General features: G+C 48.5%; 23 protein-coding genes and 1 pseudogene. 6 read left to right on the forward strand and 18 right to left on the reverse strand.

Annotation, left to right across the window (positions count from 1 at the left end; all coding sequences use genetic code 11):
- Positions 1 to 153 precede the first annotated feature (153 nt).
- Together ACRJJO_RS14945 and rdgC are read right to left on the reverse strand one after the other, a co-directional pair.
- Positions 154 to 1,143 carry a L,D-transpeptidase family protein gene (locus tag ACRJJO_RS14945; RefSeq protein ID WP_431066481.1) on the reverse strand — a complete coding sequence of 330 codons (990 nt, stop codon included), beginning with the start codon at positions 1,141 to 1,143 and terminating at the stop codon, positions 154 to 156.
- A complete protein-coding gene (rdgC, locus tag ACRJJO_RS14950; RefSeq protein ID WP_431066482.1) occupies positions 1,140 to 2,048 on the reverse strand; it encodes a recombination-associated protein RdgC in 909 nt (302 codons plus the stop codon). Before rdgC ends, ACRJJO_RS14945 begins: the two co-directional genes overlap by 4 nt.
- Before the next feature lie 92 nt (positions 2,049 to 2,140).
- On the opposite strand from rdgC, the gene ACRJJO_RS14955 reads away from it, so the two are divergent.
- From ACRJJO_RS14955 to yjgA, 3 genes are all read left to right on the forward strand, one after another.
- Entirely contained in the window at positions 2,141 to 2,662 is a 522-nt protein-coding gene (locus ACRJJO_RS14955; protein WP_431066483.1) for a DNA-deoxyinosine glycosylase, read from the forward strand.
- Between the two features lie 91 nt (positions 2,663 to 2,753).
- Positions 2,754 to 2,942 (forward strand): hypothetical protein, encoded by a 189-nt coding sequence (locus ACRJJO_RS14960; RefSeq protein WP_141900164.1) that lies wholly within the window; start codon positions 2,754 to 2,756, stop codon positions 2,940 to 2,942.
- Between the two features lies 1 nt (position 2,943).
- On the forward strand, positions 2,944 to 3,486 hold the full coding sequence (yjgA, locus tag ACRJJO_RS14965) for a ribosome biogenesis factor YjgA (protein WP_431066484.1): 543 nt from the start codon (positions 2,944 to 2,946) through the stop codon (positions 3,484 to 3,486).
- A 171-nt stretch (positions 3,487 to 3,657) separates the two neighbouring features.
- Here the strand turns inward: yjgA and dinB are convergent, their stop codons facing one another.
- The 10 genes from dinB to ACRJJO_RS15015 all read right to left on the reverse strand — a co-directional run bounded on the left by dinB (position 3,658) and on the right by ACRJJO_RS15015 (position 11,990).
- Positions 3,658 to 4,737, reverse strand: coding sequence for a DNA polymerase IV (gene dinB / locus ACRJJO_RS14970; RefSeq protein ID WP_431066485.1), 1,080 nt, complete (start codon positions 4,735 to 4,737; stop codon positions 3,658 to 3,660).
- A 15-nt stretch (positions 4,738 to 4,752) separates the two neighbouring features.
- On the reverse strand, positions 4,753 to 5,067 hold the full coding sequence (locus ACRJJO_RS14975; protein ID WP_431066486.1) for a DUF4389 domain-containing protein: 315 nt from the start codon (positions 5,065 to 5,067) through the stop codon (positions 4,753 to 4,755).
- Positions 5,068 to 5,072: 5 nt separating this feature from the next.
- Positions 5,073 to 6,113, reverse strand: coding sequence for a DUF2333 family protein (locus ACRJJO_RS14980; protein WP_431066487.1), 1,041 nt, complete (start codon positions 6,111 to 6,113; stop codon positions 5,073 to 5,075).
- A gap of 88 nt (positions 6,114 to 6,201) precedes the next feature.
- Positions 6,202 to 7,110, reverse strand: coding sequence for a tyrosine recombinase XerC (gene xerC, locus ACRJJO_RS14985; protein ID WP_431066488.1), 909 nt, complete (start codon positions 7,108 to 7,110; stop codon positions 6,202 to 6,204).
- Positions 7,103 to 7,798: a DUF484 family protein gene (locus ACRJJO_RS14990; RefSeq protein ID WP_431066524.1), complete on the reverse strand. Its 696-nt coding sequence runs from the start codon at positions 7,796 to 7,798 to the stop codon at positions 7,103 to 7,105. The genes xerC and ACRJJO_RS14990 overlap by 8 nt, the downstream gene beginning before the upstream one ends.
- The gene (gene dapF / locus ACRJJO_RS14995) at positions 7,798 to 8,622 is read right to left on the reverse strand and encodes a diaminopimelate epimerase (RefSeq protein WP_431066489.1); all 825 of its coding nucleotides are present in this window, start codon (positions 8,620 to 8,622) and stop codon (positions 7,798 to 7,800) included. The genes ACRJJO_RS14990 and dapF overlap by 1 nt, the downstream gene beginning before the upstream one ends.
- A gap of 16 nt (positions 8,623 to 8,638) precedes the next feature.
- The gene (lysA, locus tag ACRJJO_RS15000) at positions 8,639 to 9,898 is read right to left on the reverse strand and encodes a diaminopimelate decarboxylase (RefSeq protein ID WP_431066490.1); all 1,260 of its coding nucleotides are present in this window, start codon (positions 9,896 to 9,898) and stop codon (positions 8,639 to 8,641) included.
- A gap of 4 nt (positions 9,899 to 9,902) precedes the next feature.
- Positions 9,903 to 10,052 (reverse strand): LPS translocon maturation chaperone LptM, encoded by a 150-nt coding sequence (gene lptM / locus ACRJJO_RS15005; RefSeq protein WP_431066491.1) that lies wholly within the window; start codon positions 10,050 to 10,052, stop codon positions 9,903 to 9,905.
- Positions 10,049 to 11,440, reverse strand: coding sequence for a TRAP transporter large permease (locus tag ACRJJO_RS15010; RefSeq protein ID WP_431066492.1), 1,392 nt, complete (start codon positions 11,438 to 11,440; stop codon positions 10,049 to 10,051). Before ACRJJO_RS15010 ends, lptM begins: the two co-directional genes overlap by 4 nt.
- Positions 11,427 to 11,990 carry a TRAP transporter small permease subunit gene (locus ACRJJO_RS15015; protein ID WP_431066493.1) on the reverse strand — a complete coding sequence of 188 codons (564 nt, stop codon included), beginning with the start codon at positions 11,988 to 11,990 and terminating at the stop codon, positions 11,427 to 11,429. Before ACRJJO_RS15015 ends, ACRJJO_RS15010 begins: the two co-directional genes overlap by 14 nt.
- A gap of 1,119 nt (positions 11,991 to 13,109) precedes the next feature.
- Here ACRJJO_RS15015 and ACRJJO_RS15020 point away from each other — a divergent pair.
- A complete protein-coding gene (locus ACRJJO_RS15020; protein WP_431066494.1) occupies positions 13,110 to 14,189 on the forward strand; it encodes a lytic transglycosylase domain-containing protein in 1,080 nt (359 codons plus the stop codon).
- Between the two features lie 765 nt (positions 14,190 to 14,954).
- Positions 14,955 to 15,668: a DUF5765 domain-containing protein gene (locus ACRJJO_RS15025; RefSeq protein ID WP_431066495.1), complete on the forward strand. Its 714-nt coding sequence runs from the start codon at positions 14,955 to 14,957 to the stop codon at positions 15,666 to 15,668.
- A 143-nt stretch (positions 15,669 to 15,811) separates the two neighbouring features.
- Here the strand turns inward: ACRJJO_RS15025 and ACRJJO_RS15030 are convergent, their stop codons facing one another.
- A complete protein-coding gene (locus ACRJJO_RS15030) occupies positions 15,812 to 15,985 on the reverse strand; it encodes a hypothetical protein (protein ID WP_431066496.1) in 174 nt (57 codons plus the stop codon).
- Between the two features lie 342 nt (positions 15,986 to 16,327).
- A pseudogene (locus ACRJJO_RS15035) lies at positions 16,328 to 16,674 on the reverse strand (ATP-binding protein); the annotation flags it as partial.
- Between the two features lie 115 nt (positions 16,675 to 16,789).
- On the opposite strand from ACRJJO_RS15035, the gene ACRJJO_RS15040 reads away from it, so the two are divergent.
- Positions 16,790 to 17,233 carry a hypothetical protein gene (locus ACRJJO_RS15040; RefSeq protein WP_431066497.1) on the forward strand — a complete coding sequence of 148 codons (444 nt, stop codon included), beginning with the start codon at positions 16,790 to 16,792 and terminating at the stop codon, positions 17,231 to 17,233.
- A gap of 611 nt (positions 17,234 to 17,844) precedes the next feature.
- Here ACRJJO_RS15040 and dapE read toward each other — a convergent pair.
- The 4 genes from dapE to dapD form a co-directional block, all read right to left on the reverse strand.
- On the reverse strand, positions 17,845 to 18,972 hold the full coding sequence (dapE, locus tag ACRJJO_RS15045; RefSeq protein ID WP_431066498.1) for a succinyl-diaminopimelate desuccinylase: 1,128 nt from the start codon (positions 18,970 to 18,972) through the stop codon (positions 17,845 to 17,847).
- A gap of 452 nt (positions 18,973 to 19,424) precedes the next feature.
- Positions 19,425 to 19,772, reverse strand: coding sequence for an ArsC family reductase (locus ACRJJO_RS15050; RefSeq protein WP_431066499.1), 348 nt, complete (start codon positions 19,770 to 19,772; stop codon positions 19,425 to 19,427).
- Positions 19,773 to 19,781: 9 nt separating this feature from the next.
- Positions 19,782 to 20,024 (reverse strand): hypothetical protein, encoded by a 243-nt coding sequence (locus ACRJJO_RS15055; RefSeq protein WP_014147745.1) that lies wholly within the window; start codon positions 20,022 to 20,024, stop codon positions 19,782 to 19,784.
- A gap of 578 nt (positions 20,025 to 20,602) precedes the next feature.
- The gene (gene dapD / locus ACRJJO_RS15060; RefSeq protein WP_431066500.1) at positions 20,603 to 21,421 is read right to left on the reverse strand and encodes a 2,3,4,5-tetrahydropyridine-2,6-dicarboxylate N-succinyltransferase; all 819 of its coding nucleotides are present in this window, start codon (positions 21,419 to 21,421) and stop codon (positions 20,603 to 20,605) included.
- Positions 21,422 to 21,430: the final 9 nt, after the last annotated feature.

The following is a 21,430-nucleotide window of genomic DNA, read 5'->3' on the forward strand; positions in this document are numbered from 1 at the left end:
TACGATGACCTCTGTTTAGCAAGTTTACCGATACTTGTGTATAACGGCGAGAGCTGGAGCTTGGGAAAGAGCGGGATGCAGGTTGGTTGTTTTTAACTTGACGCGTATGGGTTACAAACCTCGTCCTGCGAGGCTTGGGGTATAACAGAATTCTTAGAGCGCTGCCTTGGCAGAATGCGAAGTTGTTTTGGGCGCCGGTTTTTTATAAATCATAACGGGGCGACCGTTTTTTTCTTCGAGCGCTTTTCTAAGCGCGGCGCCTTCGATGACAGGAAGTTGGTTGTTATTCGCGCGAATAATCAATTCCAGCGCCTGCTCCAGCCGGTCTTCATAGCTGATTTCGGTTTTTTCCAAATTCGGATAGACCTGGATATAGAGCGAGTCATCGAGCCAGCCGACTTTTGTCGGTTGGTTGACGATGTGGACATCGGTGCCGACCGGGACGTTTGGAAATAATTGCTCGATATTTTCCGGCAACATCCGAATACAGCCATGGGTTACGCTCATACCGACTCCAAAAGGTTTGTTGGTGCTATGAATTAGATAACCCGGTATGGCGAGTCGCATTGCATAGAGACCTAGCGGATTGTCAGGGCCGGCCGGGACGACATTCGGTAAAATATCGCCTCGCGCGGCGTGCTCTCTTTTGATGGATTCCGGCGGAGTCCAGGTCGGATTTCTTGTTTTGGCGGAAATTCTGGTTTTACCGAGCGGCGTTTTCCAGTCAATTCTGCCGATGCTGATCGGATACGTGACGACGCGGCTCTTGTTTGGCGGGTAGTAATACATTCGGTATTCAGGCAAGTTAATCACGATTCCTTTTCGAGGCGCATTGGGTAACAGGCGACTATTAGGTATCTTAACTTGGGTCCCCTCCTTGGGTAGCCAGCGGTCGACGGCGGGGTTGGCCAATAAAATTTCATTTTGACCGATGTAGAAGCGCCTGGCTATGTCTAACAGCGTGTCTTCCTCGGCAGCGACGGTATAAAAGTGCGGTTGGGGATGTTTATCGGTCCCTTCCAGGCGATCGCCGATTAGGCTGTCGCCAGGAGTTATTGGTAGGTCGAATTCGGCGGCGTGTATACCGCTACTTGAAGCGAAGATTAGCGCAATAACCGCAAGTTTTGCTTTTTGAATAATCATGATTTATGCTCGCCGCCAAATAATTCTATAAGACGCGGTAGGAAGGTCGAGAGTTCCAGCGACATAATCGAAAAATCGGCATCGAATTGTTCGGCTTCGTCTTGGATTTCGATATCGGCTACCTGGTCTTGAACCAAATCTAAAAACTTCAAGCGTTTTATACTCAAGTTTTCGTCCACGATGCAAGCAATTCTATCCGCCCAGTTGATGGCTAGTTTAATGACTTGCTTGCCGGTATCGAGATGGTTTTTGATCTCGGGCAGACTTAAATCGTGGCGTTTGCAACGTACAATGCCGCCTTCATCGCCGGGCGAGCGTAATTCGCATTCGTCTTCGATCGTAATATCGCCCGGCGTGTCTTGCGTCATCAGCCAGCGCGTCATGACTGCGACAGGTTTCTCCTGAGTTATCGGCGGCACAACCGGTAGCGAGCCCAGGCATTTTCGTAGATTGCTGATTAAATCTTCGGCTTTTTTAGCCGATGGCGAGTCGACGATCAGCCAGCCGTTTTTGGGGTCGATATAAGCATACGTCTTACGCGAAAACGTAAAGGCTCGCGGTAGCAGTTCGAAACAGATTTCTTCCTTGATCGCGGTGCGTTCTTTTTTACTAAGCTTTCGGTTTTCGCGGTCCTCGGCTTCTTGAATCTTTTCCAGGACCATTTCATTAATCACGGCGGCGGGCAACACTTTTTCTTCAACTTTTGCGCATATCATCATGAAGCCGTTGGTGGAGTGAACCCGTTGCTCAGAGTTTCTGCCGAGCGGAGCAGTCCAGCCGAAGCTCATTTCTTGTTGAGCCGCGCAAGGGCGAAATGGCATTTGTTCGAGTTTTTCTTCGAATTCGGCCGGCGTTAAAGTAAAGTCTTCTGTAAAACGGTAAACGGATAGATTTTTAAACCACATGGGCGCTGGATCTCGTATAAAATCGATCATTATCGCAGATTAGCGGGAATCCCGAAAATGACGGTTTGTTTTTTACGACTGACAAGGTTTGCATGATAGTTGACGGTTTTCCACCGATAGCCGAGAAATCGGCGGAAGTGTTGATTTTAGGGTCAATGCCTAGTGTCGCATCGTTGTCGAAAGGCGAATATTACGGACATCCTCGGAATGCGTTTTGGCCAATCATGAGACAATTGTTCGGCGCCGGGCCGGAATTGGATTATCGAAAGCGCAGCCGCATTTTAATCGAACATCATCTTGCAGTGTGGGATGTCTTGCAGACCTGTTATCGGCCCGGCAGTGCGGATGCAAACATCGATGTCGGTTCGATAAAAATAAACGACTTTAATCGTTTTTTTGAGCAACATCGGGATATAAAGCGAGTATTGTTTAACGGTGGCGCGGCGGAGAGCTTATATCGTAAGCATGTGTTGCCGATATTGAATAGCCGTTTCAATTATCTTGAATATCAGCGCGTACCTTCAACAAGTCCAGCCTATGCGGCGATGTCGTTGGAGCGGAAAACCATGATTTGGAAGACGGCACTTGGAATTGTAGTTAACGGTCGGCAATGATTAGTAAATAGTGAATAGTGAGCAGTAACAATAAATGAGATCTACTTACCGCTGACTGTTAACTGCTATCAAAAAATAAAAAGAGGTCAATATGGAAAACTTGTCGACGACAGAAAGCTTGATACTGGGAGCATTAGTGCTGCTGGTGCTATTTTGGATGGGGCCAGGTGTCAAAGCATCCCTAGAACGCAGTAAAAATGCCGAAACGGATTGGAAAGCGGTATTGTTACCGCTGGGATTCGTTGTACTATTTGTATTATTTTTAATAGCCATGGTTTGAAATGATTGAAGAATATCAGGAATACGAAGAGTTCGACGATGAAGTCGAATACTATGCGGTGAGGCCTAACAAATCCCAGATCAAACGCGATATTGCCGTGTTGTTTGACCTGGGGGAAGAATTAGTCGGGTTATCGACGGCGCAATTGAGCGCTTTGGAATTGCCGGAGGAATTGCACAAGGCCGTTATCGGCACGGTTGGGATGCCGCCGAAAGGTGCCAGAAAAAGGCAGTTGAAATTTATTTGCGGGTTGCTTAGAAAGCTGGATGTCGAGCCGATTTTAGAAAAATTAGCTCGGATTAAAAACCAGAGTGCACATGCGGCGAGGGAGCATCATAAAGTCGAGCGTTGGCGCGATCGATTGATTTCAGAAGGTCAAGATGCCTTGACCGAATTGATCGACGAATATCCGCAAACCGACCGGCAATTGTTAAGGCAATTAATGCGCAGTGCTCAGAAAGAAGCGGCAGAAGCGCGGCCGCCAAAATCCTCGCGGGAGCTGTACCGTTATTTGAAAGAGTTGTTCGAAGCCGAATCCGAATGAACGGCTTAATGAGCCGAGTAGGTCGGGTTAGGCGGAGCCGTAACCCGACAAAACGATGGACAAAATGTCGGGTTACGCTAGAGCTAACCCGACCTACGCTACTAAAATAGGGGAGTTATTTACGACCAAATCCTTAATGAGCTGTGGGGTGCGTATCGTTAAAATTTTAAATTAGTGAAATTGTTCGAACAAATCGATTTGTCGGTTGCAGTTGGGCGAGGCGAGCGATGACAAGGCGACACCCAGTAGGCGGACCTTACGTCGGTCGGTTGGTGTTGTTTTCAATAAGTCCTCCAACAGCGGTAGAGCATTTAAGTTTTCGGTGATCGCTTTCGAAAGCGTTCGGCTACGCGTGATTTGCACAAAATCGCTATATTTTATTTTTATCGTTAGGGTATACGCCGCCAGTTTTTTCTCTTTCGCCTTGCCGAGCGCTTTGTTCAGCAGACTTTGCAACTGTATCAATAGAGTCTCCCGGTTATCGAGATCTTCTTGAAAAGTGACTTCAACACCGATCGATTTAGTGATTCGTTGGTGATTGACCGGGCGATTATCGATGCCTCGGCAAATATGGTAATAATGCAAGCCGGCTTTACCGAAATAATCTTGCAAAGAGGTGAGGGGTATCGTTTTTAAATCGGCGCCGGTAAAAATGCCTAGCTCATGCATTTTTTTCTCGGTGGCCTTGCCGATGCCGTGAAATTTTCCAATAGGCAGGGTTTCGATAAACCCTGGGCCGTTGTCGGGCGTGATTAAATACAAGCCGTCCGGTTTATCGAGATCGGAGGCTATTTTTGCCAGAAATTTGTTATAGGAAACGCCGGCGGAAGCGGTCAGTCCGGTCTGTTGTTTGATTTTTGCCTTGATGTCTTTCGCAATGAGTGTCGCAGAGCCTTTGCAGCGATTGCATTGGCTAACGTCAAGATAGGCTTCGTCGAGCGATAAGGGTTCGAACAAGTCGGTATAGTCGGCAAAGATTTTGCGGATGCTGTTTGACGCTTCTCGGTATGCTTCGAAACGGGGTTTGACGAAGATTGCATGAGGACAGAGACGATGTGCCGTTGACGATGGCATCGCCGAATGGATGCCGAATTGACGGGCTTCATAACTGCAGGTTGAAACCACTCCTCGAGACCCCGGCGGACCGCCGACGATCAAAGGTTTATTGCGGTATTGCGGAAAATCGCGTTGCTCGACCGCGGCAAAAAATGCATCCATATCGATGTGGATGATTTTACGAGCGGCTTCCATGGTCGTTGATGCGAGTCAGTCTTGGTCTTCTCGGTGAGACGGTAAATCCAAGGTTTCGGTCTCATTCCAGTCGGCGAAAGGGAAGGGCATTCGATCGGTGTTGAAGGTCAAGAACAGTACGATATGATACAGATAGGCTGCCAGCTTTTTCCCAAGATCGAGAATGTTCTTATTGGCCAAGCCGGTCAGCAGCGTGGATGCGATTTGCAGCAATATCACCGCCCACAACAATACCCTGACTAATCCCGCAATGACTGCGAATACCAACATAAAGGCGATTCTTTTCCAGGTGTTCGGTTTTTTGAGGTTTTCGTTGAGTTGTTCCTTCATGTTTTTTACCCGCGGTTCATGATGTCTCGTAAATCCAATGCGGCGGCATTGGCCCGAGCGATATAATTAGCCATCGTCAATGAATAATTCGCAAACAGACCGAAACCACTGCCGTTGAGAATCATCGGGCTCATAATTGGTTGTAGTGAGTTTTCCAATGCTCGGATCATAATGTCAACGGTATTCATTGCTCGTTTGTCGATCAGAATGGCTCTAAAATCGTGTTCGATCGCTTTAAGAATATGCAAAAGAGCCCAGGACGCACCGCGTGCTTCCCAAAAGATATCGTCGACCTCTAGCCAACTTGTTCGGGTTAATGGTTCGGTTGTGGCATGTTCCCTTTTGAGTCTTGATACTTTCGAATCTTCGGTGATCTGTACGGTCATTTCGCGAATATAAGTATGCTCACTGCTGGCGGATAGGCGTGTCGATAGACCTCCTAGACGCTTAATTACGATCTCGACATACTGCCAAAGATTGTCGGCTCGGGAATAAAATCTTGCTCGCTTTTCGCCGGTCGGTTTTTGAAGACGGATCATATAGTTGTGCAAAGCATCGATGCCTTTTTGATATTCCGCTTCGGTCGAAGGAAGCGCCCAGGAATTACGCTCGTAGTAAAAATAGGGCTCAGCAATCGCGAGGTCGGGGTCTTCGGCTGATTGCGACTGATCACGCGCGAAATGATTGCGTAATGCGGTCGTGGCGTCGCGCAAGATGACCAAGGCCCCCAATTCCCAGCTAGGCATGTTATCCATGAATATGCCCGGAGGCGCAGCGTCGTTAGTGATATAGCCACCGGGTTTATGTAGCAAAACTTCGGCGATATGCGCCAAGGTGTTGGCGTAAACATAGCCGACGGGAATATCGGACGTGTCATCTACCTTGGAGCGTTCTATCGCTTCGTCATAAACATTGAACGGATCGGGTTCCTGACTCCACCAGGTTGAGAGAATTAGCATTAAAACTAAAATCGCGGATCCGATGACACCAAGCGTCCAGAGGATCCCTTTATATGGTGTGTTCTGTGGTAAATCGTTTTCAGACATTTCCGGTATCCTTAGTGATCAGCATTTTTTAAAAATTGCTCTAATAATAACAGGTTTTATAGCCGTTGGCTCGCTAACAAAATCCGGATCAAGGCGTTCTTTTTTTAGCGCGAGGATGTGCCTGATCGTAAACTTCGGCAAGATGTTGGAAATTAAGATGGGTATAAATTTGCGTTGTGCCGATCGTGCTGTGGCCGAGTAATTCCTGAACGGCTCTAAGGTCGCCGCTGGATTCGAGTAAATGACTGGCAAAGGAGTGTCTCAGCATATGCGGATGAATATGTTCGGCGATCCCTTTCTTTCGACACCAGTTTTCGAATCTTTGTTGTACGCTACGTTGTGCGAGTCGGCTGCCTCTGGCCGATAAAAACAGCGCAGGCTCATCGCCGCGATTAAAATCGGTGCGTAATGGCAACCAGTTTTTCAATGCCTCGACGGCTTTACTGCCAATCGGTAATAGTCTGGATTTTCCGCCTTTTCCCGATTGCACGATTAAACTGCAATCGGCTAAATCGATATCGACTAGATTGAGCGAGGTTAATTCGCTAAGACGCAGGCCGCAGGAATAAAATAATTCGAAAATCGCTTGATCTCTGATTTCCAGCCAAGAATCGGTATCGGCTTCAAGGAAACCTGTGACTTGATCGACATCGAGTACGCTGGGGAGTTTTCTATCCTGCTTGGGCGCTTTGACCGCCTGGGCCGGGTTTAGCGTGGCAAGGTTTTTTTTTAGCAAATATCTGAACAAACTGCGTATCGCGGATAATTCGCGTTGTAGGCTTTTGCTACCGAGTCCTCGCCGGTGCCTCGAGGCGATATGGGTGCGAATATCGCTAGTGTGAATTGCCGACCATTCTTCAATGTCGTGTTCGACACAAAAATCGCGCAGTCTTTCCAAGTCGTGTCGGTAGCCTTCGACGGTATGGTCGGACAAGCGTTTCTCCGCTTGCAAGTAGCTTAAAAAGCTAGTTAACTGAGTCAGCGCGTCTTCAGTCATGTTCCGATTGGTGAAGCAACGAAATCAACCGTGTGGCAATAATTTCGCTCATTTGGGTCAAAAATAAATTACCCATGCTGTAATGGAAGCGGTTGTCTTCGCGGCTGCCGATCGCAACAATGCCTTCGAGTTGGGTGAACGACATGGGAATGATCGCGCAGGACTTAACCTCCGATGCCTCATCGCCGAACAAGACTCTGGCTTGTGCGAGAGTGGGGCGTCCGCATTTCGGCTGGCTGCTGCTCAGAATAGGTGCGAAGTGCTGAAGGTTGGGGTCGTTAGGCGCGATAAATAAATTGGCAATCGGCGTTTGCTCATATTCGGAAATAATACGCACGGCCACGAAATCGGTCATGAAAAAGTCGACGAACACATGTTCGAGATTCGCGACGGCTTCGTCGAGCGTCGCGGCGTCGAGCAATGCCAAGGTCAGTTTATGCATGCGATTAAACGACGTGTCATTGTCGCGGGCGATTTCAATCAGCGCGGTTAATTGACTTTCCAATTCCTGATGCTTGACTCTGAAAATTTCCAGTTGTTTGGATATCAACGAAATCGCATCGCCGCTCGGATGCGGTATCGTCATGCTTTCCAGAAGATTAAGGTGATCGTTGAAGAACTCGGGGTTAGCCTGCAAATAGGCTTCAACTTGTTTGTCTGTCAGTGTGTTGAATGCTTGTTTTTTCATCATAAGATACGTCCCTCGAAAACCGAAACGGCGGGTCCCGTCATCAATACCGGTTGTCCTCTCCCCGGCCAATTTATTGTTAATGATCCGCCGGGCAATTCGACGATGACTTTATGGTCGAGTAAATTTTGTTCGATGCCGATGATCGCGGCGGCGCAAGCGCCGCTGCCGCAGGCGAGTGTTTCCGCAGCTCCTCGCTCATAAACGCGAAGCTTAATATGGCCGCGGTCGATGACTTGCATAAAACCGATATTGGCGCGTTCGGGAAAATCGGGATGGCTTTCCAGTAAAGGTCCTAACTCATTGACCGGCGCATGCTTGATGTCGTGAACCTGAAGCACGGCATGCGGGTTGCCTAGCGAAACCGCGCCAAAACCTCTTTCGATATTATTGGCGATGACGCTGTAAAACTTCGCTTCATGCTGTGTCTTTAGCGGGATTTCTTCAGGCTTGTGTTTAGGGATGCCCATGTTGACCGTGATCATGCCGTCCGCGTTAAGCTTCAGCAATAATTGTCCGGCATTGGTATCGACACGGATTTCGTCTTTATGGGTCAATTGTTTTTCGAGGACGAATTTCGCAAAGCAGCGCGCCCCGTTGCCGCATTGTGCAACCTCGCTGCCGTCAGCGTTGAAGATACGGTATTTGAAATCAGCATCCGGACTAACCGGGTTTTCGACCAATAATAATTGATCGAAGCCGATGCCGAAATGCCGGTCCGACCAGGTGCGGATTTGTTCGGCCTGTAATGAAATGCTTTGATTGATGGCATCGATCACGACAAAGTCGTTACCGAGTCCATGCATTTTGGTGAATTCGATCATGGGTGTTATTTTCCGGTTAAGGCAGTAATTGTTCGCCAGTCCATAAATGCGTAAGGGGTTCCCGCTCGCGAATCAGGTGGCAATCGCCGCCATCGACCATGACTTCGGCGGCGCGCGGTCTTGAATTATAGTTGGAACTCATCGTAAAGCCATAGGCGCCGGAAGATCGCACCGCCAGCAAGTCGCCGGGCGAGAGTCTCAATTTGCGGTCTTTGCCGAGAAAATCCCCGGTTTCGCAGACCGGGCCGACGATATCCCAATGATTTTCATCCGCCGAACTTTGGCTTTGAATCGGAATGATTTCCTGCCAAGCGCTGTAGAGCGAAGGGCGGATTAAATCGTTCATCGCCGCGTCGACAATGGCAAAATTTTTGTCGACCGTGGTTTTAAGATATTCGACTTGCGTGACTAGAATGCCAGCATTACCGGCGATGGCCCGGCCAGGTTCAAGCAGGATTTCAATATCATTAGTCAGCTCAGATTGATTTAAGCGATCGAGTAAGGCTTCAACATAATCGGCCGGTTCCGGCGGTTGTTCGTCGCGATAACGGATGCCGAGACCGCCGCCGAGATCCAGATGGTGCAGGGTAATTCCCATTTTTTTTAGGTCGACGACAAGATCAAGTATCCGGCTCAATGCGTCCAGAAAGGGCGTCGTGTCGGTCAATTGCGAACCGATATGGCAGTCGATGCCGATGACATCGATATTCGGCATAGCCGCAGCCCGTTGATACTCAAGCAAGGCTTGTTCAATCGCAATGCCGAATTTGTTTTCTTTCAAGCCGGTTGAGATGTAAGGATGGGTTTTCGCATCGACGTCCGGGTTGACACGGAACGAAACCGGGGCTTTAACGCCGAGTCGGCCTGCCAGTTCATTGATTCTATCCAGCTCTCCGCCGACCTCGATATTGAAACAACGGATACCGGTCTTCAGCGCACTTAGGATTTCATCGCTGCGTTTACCAACGCCTGAAAACACAGTTTTTTTCGGATCGCCCCCTGCGGCTAAGACGCGTTCGAGTTCGCCGGCCGAAACGATATCGAAACCCGATCCTAATCGAGCCAAAATATTCAGCACCGCCAGATTGGAATTGGCCTTGACGGCATAACAGATCAAATGCGGCTTGTCGCCGAAGGGACGGTCGAAAGCATGCCAATGTCGTTCCAACGTGGCGCGTGAATAAATGTAGCACGGGGTTCCATGAGTAGCGGCGATTTCCCGTACCGGACAGTCTTCAGCGAACAATTCGCCGCTTTTATAATTAAAAAAATCCATGTTGTCAGTCTTCTTCAGTTTCAATATCGGTCGGTTGCTCTTTCGGGACATGGATAGGCGCCGGCCCGTCCGGCAAATAAAGCGGTCCGGTTTGTCCGCAGGCAGTGATCAATAATGCGATAAAGGGAGCGATTAAAAGTTTGGAATAATTCATAGTGCATTGTTGTAAATCTGAGTAGGAAGCCAAGTGGCCAGCTGCGGCCAATAAGCCAAAACGGCCAACATGATAAGCTGAATTGCGATAAAAGGCATCACGCCTTTATAGATTTGACCGGTCGAAACCTCGGACGGAGCCACTCCGCGCAGATAAAATAACGCGAAACCGAATGGCGGCGTCAAAAACGACGTTTGCAGATTTAGCGCGATCATGATGCCGAGCCACACCGGGTCGATATCCATCGCCAACAGTATCGGGCCGACGATCGGCACCACGACGAAGGTGATTTCGATAAAATCCAATACGAAGCCAAGAAAAAACATCACCAGCATCACGCTGAATACGGCGCCGAATTGGCCGCCCGGTAAGTCCGAGAGCAGGTTAACGATCAGTTCATCGCCTTCAAACCCTCGAAATACCAACGAAAACAAGGCCGCGCCGATCAGGATTAGAAATACCATGCTCGTGGTTTGCGTAGTGCTGCGCATGACTTCCTGCAATGTGGCTAAATTCAATTCGCTTTTTGCGATAGCCAGAATAATGGCCCCGAAAGCGCCGACCGATGCCGCTTCGGTTGGCGTAGCCAAACCGCCTATGATTGAACCGAGTACCGAGAGAATCAATACTAACGGCGGCGCCAGGCTAAACAACAGGCTCCGATAAAAGCCCGACTCGAGCCGGGCGTTTTGTTCCGCGGCCGGCATCAAATTCGGACGCAGCCAGGCCAGCAAGGCAATATAGATTAAATATAGTGCGACTAGGCCGAGTCCCGGCAGTAACGCGCCGGCAAATAAGTCGCCGACCGAAATCGATTCCGGAGCAAATACCCCCATGTCGAGTTGAGCTTGCTGATAGGCGGTGGAAATGATATCGCCGAGCAAAACCAGTACGATAGACGGCGGAATAATTTGACCCAATGTGCCGGAAGCGCAAATCGTGCCGCAGGCCACGGCCGGATCGTAATTCTTGCGCAGCATGGTCGGTAGCGACAACAGGCCCATCGTGACTACAGTAGCGCCCACGATGCCGGTGCTTGCCGCCATCAACATGCCGACCAAAGTTACCGCGATGCCAAGGCCGCCGCGCAGGGTGCCGAACAAATTAGTCATTGCTTCTAAAAGGCTTTCGGCAATGCGCGACCGTTCGAGCATGACGCCCATGAACACGAAAAGCGGTACCGCGATCAGCGTTTCATTACCGATGATGCCGTACAGACGGTTCGGCAATGCGTTTAAAAATGCCATGTCGAAATTGCCCAGCAACAAACCCAGTCCCGCGAATGCCAGCGCGGTGCCGCTCAATGCAAAGGCGACCGGAAAACCGCTTAATAGCACGACAAAAACCGCGGCAAACATCCATAGAGCCATCATATTATCCATTTTCATGGGCCTCTATTGAGCCGGGCTCATTCGAGAGATCGAGACCCAAGACAATCATTAAGTTAGCGAGGAACATGGAAATACCTTGCAGGATTAATAGGCAAGCGGTCAATGGAATAGTGCTTTTGATCAAGAATACGCCGGGAAGGCCGCCGGAATTACTCGAGCTTTCGAAGATTTTCCAAGATTCGGCGACATAATCCCAGCTACTGTAAAGAATAAATCCTGAAACCGGCAGTAATAACAATACAACGCCGCAGCAATCGATCCAGGCACGGGCCGATTTGCCAAGGCGTTGATAAAAAATATCGACCCGGACATGGGCGCCGGTTTTCAAGGTGTAGGCCGCACCCAACATAAACACCAGCGCATGCATATAGGAAACCGACTCCTGCATGGCGATCGAATTGTAATTAAACGCATAACGAAGCATGACGATCGTAAACGTTACCACGACCATGAACAACGTTAGCCAGGATACAGTCGTTCCGATCCATTCGTTAAGCAGGTCGATTTTATCGGCAAGGCGGCGGCAGAATTGCACAATCGAAGACATAGATGCTGAGGCTCGGGTGTAAAAAATGAGAAAGCAGGTTATTATACCGAATACTTCGTTCGGGGTGAGTGATTCAACCCGTCCAAGGCGATTCGAGAGCTTCGACATACCCTTTATTGTCATTTAACACTCTCGAGTCTCCCTCACCTAACGCTAGGTGATCCGCGTAGGGTACGCTGTGCGTACCATGGTAGCCCCGCGATGTTCATGTGCTAACCGAACCGCCAGGGCACGGCTTTGGTACGCGCAGCGTACCGTACAATTTATGTGTAACGATGAGGGCGTGAGTATTCAGTCCGACGGCCATTCTCGTTCCCATGCTGGAGCGCTCATCGTTATACATAAGTCAAAAATTACTGTTTTGCAATCTTAGCTAATGAGGCTTCGATACCATTTTTTGTCGCCCAACGTTCCCGACTTCGAAATCGCGATCTGGCGATCGCTCCCACAGAGCATCCGCCCCCCTTGTGGGAGCGACGCCTTCGTCGTCCCTCACCTAACGCTAGGTTTGGGAAAGCCACTGATGTTCAATATCCGCAGATTTATCAAACAGCACCGTTTCCAGGTATACGACGAACTCTGTTTAGCAAGTTTACCGATACTTGTGTATAACGGCGAGCGCTGGAGCGTGGGAACGATAGGGAGTGTGAATAATTACATGAGCGCAGGGCGAGGAAACCATTTGGGGAGATTATTTTGTGCGTATTTTTGGGTTCGAAGTTCGGCAATTATTGCCGGCATGATTATTGATTCGGTAAGGATATAAGGATTTCCTACGATACCGCTGCGACATTCTGTGTTGAGGCGTAAGTAATTGAAATAAATATATAAAGTGTCGTGGCGAAAGAGCGGGCTAGCATCGCTATATTTTGATTCCGATTCTCGAAAAAATAAATAGCTAAGATTGCCATTAAAAGAGTAGAAATTTAAATTTCCGCCTACTATCCTTAAATAAAGCTTAACGCTTTTGTTACGGTTCCTTGAATGATTCCTGAAGAATCTTTGTAACTATTCAGTCCCCCGGCAATTATCATTCCCACGCTCTGCGTGAGAAGGATAGGGGGATTTGAATAATTACGAATCTTTTGTCTTTTAAAAAATAGTTTTTGGTGATTGGTTATGCAACGACAAACTCTTGTCATTTCATTATTATCCGCGGCAATGGTATTGCTGCCGGCTTGCAGCAGTTCTCCTTCACGGCATGTTGAAATTAAACCGGCGACTACGCCAAGAGTTTCTATCGGCTCTCAGTGGACCTATAAACCGGCTATAGCCGCAAAGTTCGCGCAAAAGGAACAGGGCGTATTTCCTAGACCGCCATCATTGGAGCCAGCGGTCGATTTTTGGCGTAAGACTTATGGCGTATGGCATCGTTCGGAAGTCGCGTTTCATGATGATCGTTTTATGGGCGTTATATATGAAGTGATGAGGTTACCGGGCAATGTCGGCGAAGGCTTGACTAACCAACAAAAAACGATGATCGAACAGCGCAAAGCATTTTGGAAAAATCGCTTGAGTGATTTAGACAAGAAATTGCGAGCTAAAGCTCCGCTAAACCAAGTCGATAAACAAATCGTCGCCAGAATCCAAAGCCAAGGCAATTTGCATGAGATTTTGCCTGAGGCCAGTCAAAGATTACGTTCGCAACGCGGCATTAAAGAACGCTTTAAACGCGGCATGGAGATCAGCGGTCGTTATGATGCGCAATTTAGAAGAATTTTCCGCGAATATAATTTGCCGGAGGATTTCGCCTATTTGCCGCATGTCGAGTCGTCATTTCAAGCTTCCGCAAAATCTCACGCCGGCGCGGTCGGCATGTGGCAGTTTACGAAAGGAGCCGCCGAAACATTTATGCCGGGTAAAAACAGACCCGATCGGCGGCACGATCCGATCGCCTCGGCTCATGGCGCGGCTCGTTATCTAAAGTATGCTTACAACAAACTCAACGATTGGCCGACTGCGGTGACTTCTTATAATCACGGAATCGGCGGAATGTCGCGTGCACAAAATCAAGTTGGCCACGATTTCGAACAAATCGTCGAACGATACAACAGTCCGATTTTCGGATTCGCGTCGCGTAATTATTATGCACAGTTTTTGGCTGCGAGAGACATCGCAGCGAACCCTTTGGCTTTTTTTCGCGAAGGTATAAACTATGAAGGCCCGATGGGGTCGGCTCATTACCTCGCCTCGGAGTAACGGCTTTTCATCAGACGATGTAGCCTCTCCAGTCTCCCTATAAAGTTACAAGGGGGGGCTGGAGCTGAGGTATCCCCACGAAATAGCCAAATAAAACAATTTACTATGGCTGAAAATTGATAGATATATTGATTTTTTTCATCGTTCCTACGCTCTGCGTGGGAATGCATCCCGGGACGCTCTGCGTCCCCAGAGGTCGATAATCCCGACAAGAGCAACGATACATTCTCTAAGTTTCTTAATCCGATTGCCCGCTGCAGTCGACGCAGAGCGTCTAAAGCGGCATTCCCACGCAGAGCACTCGCCGTTATACACAAGTATCGGTAAACTTGCTAAACAGAGTTCGTCGTATACCTGGAAACGGTGCTGTTTGATAAATCTGCGGATATTGAACATCAGTGGCTTTCCCTCACCTAACGCTAGGTGAGGGAAAGTCGGGAACGTTGGGCGACAAAAAATGGTATCGAAGCCTCATTAGCTAAGATTGCAAAACAGTAATTTTTGACTTATGTATAACGATGAGCGCAGAGCATGGGAACGAGCGTTTTGTGGGGATACATCAGGGACTGGAGACTTTTTCGAATCGATATTCCCTCAAGCATCATTATCGTCAGTCTGTTAAAATCCTTCCATTTACGGGCGGCGATTCATGCGTAAATGGATATTTTACGCGTTTTGCCGATATTTTTCGGATACGGCAACCAAGCGATTGCATTTAGGTTTTAATAATAAACTTCGTGTTGCCGATTAAATGGCGGACTGATCATGTGTTTTAGTGCGAATATGTCTTTGGGTCTGGGCGTGTTAGGCCTGGCTGCTTCTAGCGTGACTTTTTTAGATAAGAGCGAAACTCTGCCGGTGAGATTGGCCAGAGCCTACGCAATATTGCATTTTTCACTGATGGAATTCATTCAATATTTTGCCTACCCGGTTGCCGATCAATGCGGTTACGGCACAAATCTTTTCCTCAGCGAATTATCGACTTATCACATCAGCCTGCAGGCATTTGCGATTATGCCGGCATTGGCAAGTTATTCCTCCGATAAAGAAGCACTCAAAAAAGCGTTCTACTTTAGCGCGACCTTGAGTTCGTTATTCCTCATCTTTAATTTCCTGCCTAAGGAGTGGCAATTATTCGGAATCGAGCCGAACTTTATCGGTAACAAAGTGGCTTGTCTTTATAGCGGGATTTATCACATAGGTTATGCAATACCGAGTGCTTTCGGTTTGCTCGTAACCCATGGATCATTGTTCGCCTTGGCGTTGAGCGGGTATATTTGGCCCGACAATTGGAAGATGGCTTCCTACCACTGCGTCATGGCCTTGATGACCTTGCTGATGCCGCAATGGCTATTCGGCGTGTCGACTGGCGAGGCGGCGGCGATTTATTGCTTGTTCTCGATACCGATAACAATCAGCTTCATGCCGCATTTCAAACAATTTTTTACGGTGATTCCGGAGCGTTTGCAACGGGCTTAAGGATATGCGCAAAATAACTTCTACAAGTAGTAGGCTTTGCGGCTGTCCTCGATAGACATTTCCAGGGAGTGATTATAAAAATTGCTTGGAGAAATTGGCAATCGCAAGGGCGATGAGTGCAATCATCATCCATTTGAGAAGATTCAGATCGACTTTGATGGGCGCAAGCTTAACCTGTTAATCTTTTTAGTTACCAGTTCGGATTCGTCAATTGCCGCGCGTATTGCTTCGGTCAATCCCTCTGCTTGCTTTTGATCAAAGCCCGCCTCTTGCAATTTGCGAACAAACTTATGCTTATCAAATATAATCATTGCCATTAGCAAGCCCCTATGCAAATTAAAGCTGTAGGCAATATACCAATTTATTAAAAAAGCAAAGCTTAGGATAGGGCTAAAACTAAGAAGACAGACAAGAAACCTGTCCGCTCTGACAGTTCCGCCTTGATAGGCACGATAAAGCGATGCGGCAACGCCGGATTGCTCAAAGTATTCTCGTGCTCGACAAAAGCGACTTCCACTTGTACCAGGTCGCCGTAATCATTACGGATGACGTAGGTCGGGCGCCTTGTCGGTATAGTGCCAAATGCCTTTTTCGTCTTTGTCAATGGCCAACAGAATTGAGCCAGTTTTGGCCATTAAAATTGAGCCACTTTTCCAGGGTTACGATGCTTGATTTAGCTTTGATTTGAGTCGATAACTTTCCCCTCCGAGCATAAAAATATGTGAATGGTGGATGATGCGGTCGACGATGGGCACGGCGACGTTGTCATCGATAAAAAACTCGCCCTAGTGGTAAATTCCTTGTTGGTGGTCAGGATCACCGAGCGGTATTCGTATAGCGCGTTGATGAACTGAAACAGGTTGTGCATGCCTTGTTTGTTCATCGGCAGGTAGCCCAACTCGTCGATGATGAGCACATCGAATTTGAGCAGTTGGTTGATTTTCTTTTTTAACTCGCCTTTGAGTTCGACCAGTTCCAAGGTCTCCATAAAGCCCAGTGCAGTATACTGCGTGAACATGTTCAAACTGGAAATTTCAGTCATTCACCCAAGAAGTTGTTTTACCAAAGCGTTATGGCTAGTATATCCGCTATTACTTACTGTTTTTTATGGAGCCATTAAGATGGCACTCGCCCAAGAAGATTTAATACAAATACAAAAACTCATCGATCAAAGTATTGCGGCGCGTCCGGAAGTGGTTAATGCGAATGTACGTTATGAGCTTGAGCTTCGTGAGCGTATCGTTCGTGTCGAGGAGGAGCTTAAACATCAGCGAGAGTTGATGATGCAAGGCTTTGAGATGACTCAAAAGCGTTTCGAGCAAGTCGATAAACGTTTTGAAGAAATGCGTTCCGATATGAATAATCGTTTTGAACAAGTCGATAAGCGTTTTGAGCAAATTGATAAACGTTTTGAGCAAGTCGATAAGCGTTTTGAGGAAGTCGATAAGCGTTTTGAACAAATGGACAAGCATTTAACCGCTATTACCCGACGCATGGATCGGTTTATGTTTTGGTCGTTAGGTTTAACCGTGTCCGCCGTTATTGCTATCGTAAAATTGACTTAGGATTTCGTGATAAATAACGTCCTGGAGCTATGGGCTTTGTTGAGGGTTCGGTAACTCGCTTGGCAGGATGTCGTGAACCCAGCACCTAAATTATCAAAGGTAGTTAACCATAGCCAATGAGCTATGGAATTTAGGTGCTGGGTGAATACATCCTTGTAGGCTTGACGGCGGAATCTGATTGCCATGGATGGCATGAATGCAGATTTTGCATTACGCCATGGATGGCGTGTATTAGGGCAATGCAGGAGCAATTGCCGAGGAGCAAAAATCTGCCCTGCCGCCGACACCTGCCAATCGAGCAACCGACCCTTCCCTAAAATAGGGAAGTTATTTGCGACCAAATCCTAAAGATAGATAATGTAGCAAGCCACAGAAGTAAATCCGTGAGATATTCGCTTGGAGTCTATGCGGCTGATGAATCGGATGGCTCTGTGCGAGGGGCTTTCTGCAGTTTTCTCATTTGGCTAGGCGTCTCTCCGTTAATAATAATTAGTACCGGAACGAATAAAAGCCTTTGTTTATCATTCCCGCTAGCCAAAAACAGCCGAGGCTTCCCCAGACCATGCGCATTGGTCCGGGTAGTTTGATTTCGGGCATGCTACCCTCCGAGTTTATATCATCAATTCAACCAGTATGTTGTGATAGATATCGGTCAGAGTGTCCAAATCTTTAAGGTCGACGTTTTCGTTGATTTTGTGAATCGTGGCGTTGATCGGTCCGAGTTCGACGACTTGTGCGCCGGTGGGGGCGACGAAACGTCCGTCCGAGGTTCCACCGCCGGTATCGTCGACCGGTTCGAAACCGGTGACCGAATAGATCCCGGCGTGTACCGCATTGATCAATTCGCCTTTGTCGGTCAAAAAAGGTTTTCCCGACAATCGCCATTCCAAATCATATTTTAAATCGTATTTATCCAGAATGGCTTGCGTGCGCCTTTTGATACTAACTTCGTTTGATTCGGTGCTGAATCTCAGGTTGAACTGAACCTCGATACTGCCTGGAATGATGTTTTCGGCGCCGGTGCCGGCGTTGAAGTTCGAGACTTGTAAGCTGGTCGGTGGAAAGAATGCATTGCCTCTATCCCAGATTTCCTCGGTTAGTTCTTTGAGTGCCGGGGCGAAACGATGAATCGGGTTCTCGGCGATTTCTGGGTAGGCGACATGGCCTTGTATGCCGTGTACGGTCAGTTTCGCGCACAGCGAGCCGCGCCGACCGACTCGAATGAGGTCGCCAAGCTTTTTGTCGCTCGATGGTTCGCCGACCAGGCACCAGTCGATTTTCTCGTTGCGTTGTTCCAGGGTTTCAATGACCTTGACGACGCCGTTTGTCGCGGGGCCTTCTTCGTCGCTGGTTAGCATGATCGCGATTGAGCCTCGGTGATCCGGGTGTTTTTCGATGAAGCGTTCGACTGCAGTGACGAAACAGGCGATGCCGCTTTTCATGTCTGCCGCGCCCCTTCCGTAGAGTTTGCCGTCCTTTATCGTCGGCTCGAACGGCGGCGAATGCCAGCGTTCGATCGGGCCGGTTGGCACGACGTCGGTGTGACCAAGAAAAATGAACAGCGGTTTGTCTTCGCCGCGTTTCAGAAAAATATTCCGGGTATCTTCGAAATCGAGATATTCGGCGCGGAAGCCCGTTTTCTCGAGGCGTTCGGCAAGCAGTTCCATGCATCCGGCGTCGTCGGGCGTGACCGATGGGCGGCTGATCAAGTTTTTAAGTAATTCCAATGGATCGTTCATGATTTATGTACGGCAGGTTTTGTAGCGTATTTCGTTGTTATTGAGCGGGGCGTTTTCTTTCCAAGTTCTTTGCTTTGGGAATGCAATGCGAGTAGCTCAAGGTTATCGAAGTTGGCAAGCTTGTGCTTGCGAATTTGATTCCTATGTAGGACCTATGCAGGAAGGGGTTAACAAGCCATAAGCATCAAGCTAAAAATGGTCAACCCGCATCACGCTCTTACCCAAGATCGCTTTCAACCTAACGTTCATGAAGGCCTAGCCATCACCCCGGTAAATGAAAGTCCTTTGGTGGGGAAGGTGCGGTCACTCGCCCGACAGGACGTCGTGAATACGTCCGTGTAGGCTCGACGGCGGCTTTCCCTGCCGCCGACGCCTGCCGGTCGAGCAGCCGCACCCTCTCCGGAACCGGTATTGTGTTGAATATTAGATAAAGAACCCAAATCTACAAACTTTCACAGTAAAAATTCAGCTTGGTACTGTTCAGCCTTGAAACCGACAAGCAGCTTTTCGTCTTTTTCGAGCACCGGGCGTTTGATCAGTGTCGGCGTTTCGAGCATCAATTTTAAAGCCTTGTCTTCGTCCAGGTCGGATTTTTGTGCCGCATCAAGTTGCCGCCAACTGGTGCTGCGCTGGTTGAGCAATGTTTGCCAGTCGCTTCGAGCCAAAAAGTTTTTCAGCAATTCGGTCGTCAGGCCGTCTTCCCGGTAATCGTGAAAGCGGTAGTTGATACCGTTTTTGTCGAGCCACTTTCGGGCTTTCTTGATCGTATCGCAGTTTTTGATTCCGTAAAGTGTAGGCATAGGTCGGGTTTATAATTCGCTATATAACAGCTCATCTAGGCTAGGCAGGGTTTTATCCGCTTTAAGGCGGTTTTTATACAGCTCGATGAACTCCATCAAGGCTTGCTCGAGATCGGCGAGCGTTTCTTCTTCGTATTCTTTTTCGTCTACCGGCAGTTCCGGCGAATCGAGATAATCTTTTTGTATGGCAATTTCGCTGTTGATCGAAAGCATTGCGTAGATAACGGCATCGTTGGATAAATTTTCTGTCATGGTCGAGGTGTGGTTGGTTAAGAGTTAAAATTTTGTAGGGTACGCATCGCGTACCTTGTTCAAGGTGCGGTAAGAATCAACGATCAGCAAAATGTTTGATTATGTCGGCATTGTCGACTTGGTAATATACTCATCGGAGATCAAAATTCGGCCGAACACCCCGGCGCCTCTTTAGGCACTTCCGAAATTTGAAGTGCTAAAGGTATATACGCTTCTTAGCGGGACGGGGTTTGTAACCCCGTCCTAAACGTTACCTGCATGGATGTAGGTAAGGGGCGTGAGCAGGAGCGGAAGCTTTTCGAATTTGACCGAAGTCAGTCGAAATGTTTAGGGCAAACCGAAACGTTTGGGACGGGTTAAATAACCCGTCCCGCAGAAGATGTATTCAAAAAAATCTCCTTTAGCCCCTCGGCAACTGCTTCTGCGTTGCCCTACCTCCTGCACCCATGCGGTCGTCTTTTTCGAAGAGGGGGCTGAATATTGCCCCTTCATGTCCTTCATGGTGTCTTGCATCCGCCAATACTTTCGCAGCCTTTGGGGCGTGGGAACGGGGTAATGCGTATCAGGCAAAATGCGAATCAATCGCGCAGCAATTCGTTGATACCGGTTTTGCTACGAGTTTTTTCGTCGACTTGCTTGATGATCACCGCGCAGTATAGGCTGTATTTGCCGTCCGAGGAAGGTAAGTTGCCTGGTACGACGACCGATCCTGCAGGTACGCGGCCGTAGGTGATTTCGCCGGTAATACGGTTGTAGATCTTGGTGCTTTGGCCGATGTAAACGCCCATCGAAATGACCGAGCCTTCTTCGACGACGACGCCTTCAACGATTTCCGATCGTGCGCCGATGAAACAGTTGTCTTCGATGATGGTCGGTCCCGCTTGCAAAGGTTCAAGCACGCCGCCGATGCCGACGCCGCCTGATAAATGTACGTTTTTACCGATTTGCGCGCACGATCCGACCGTGACCCAGGTATCGACCATCGTGCCGCTGTCGACATAAGCGCCGATGTTGACGTAAGAGGGCATTAATACCGCTCCGGGCGCGATGTAGGAGCCGTGGCGAGCATTCGCGTTCGGTACGACGCGTACGCCGGCTTTGGCGAAATCGTCCGGCGTATAAGACGCGAATTTGGTTTCGACCTTGTCGTAATAACGGTTGACGCCGCCGTCCATGACGCGGTTCTCATTGACGCGAAACGACAATAACACCGCCTTTTTGAGCCATTGGTTAACGACCCATTCGCCGTCGATTTTTTCAGCGACGCGGGCTTCGCCGCTGTCGAGTAGATTGATCGCTTCTTTTATCGTCTCGCGCAATTCGGGATAAACGTTGACCGGTGTGATGTCGGCACGGTTTTCAAAGGCGGTATTAATAATATTTTCTAGTTCTGACATGATTTTCCG

It is taken from the genome of Methylotuvimicrobium sp. (assembly GCF_050611805.1).
In the GTDB taxonomy this organism is placed as follows: domain Bacteria; phylum Pseudomonadota; class Gammaproteobacteria; order Methylococcales; family Methylomonadaceae; genus Methylotuvimicrobium.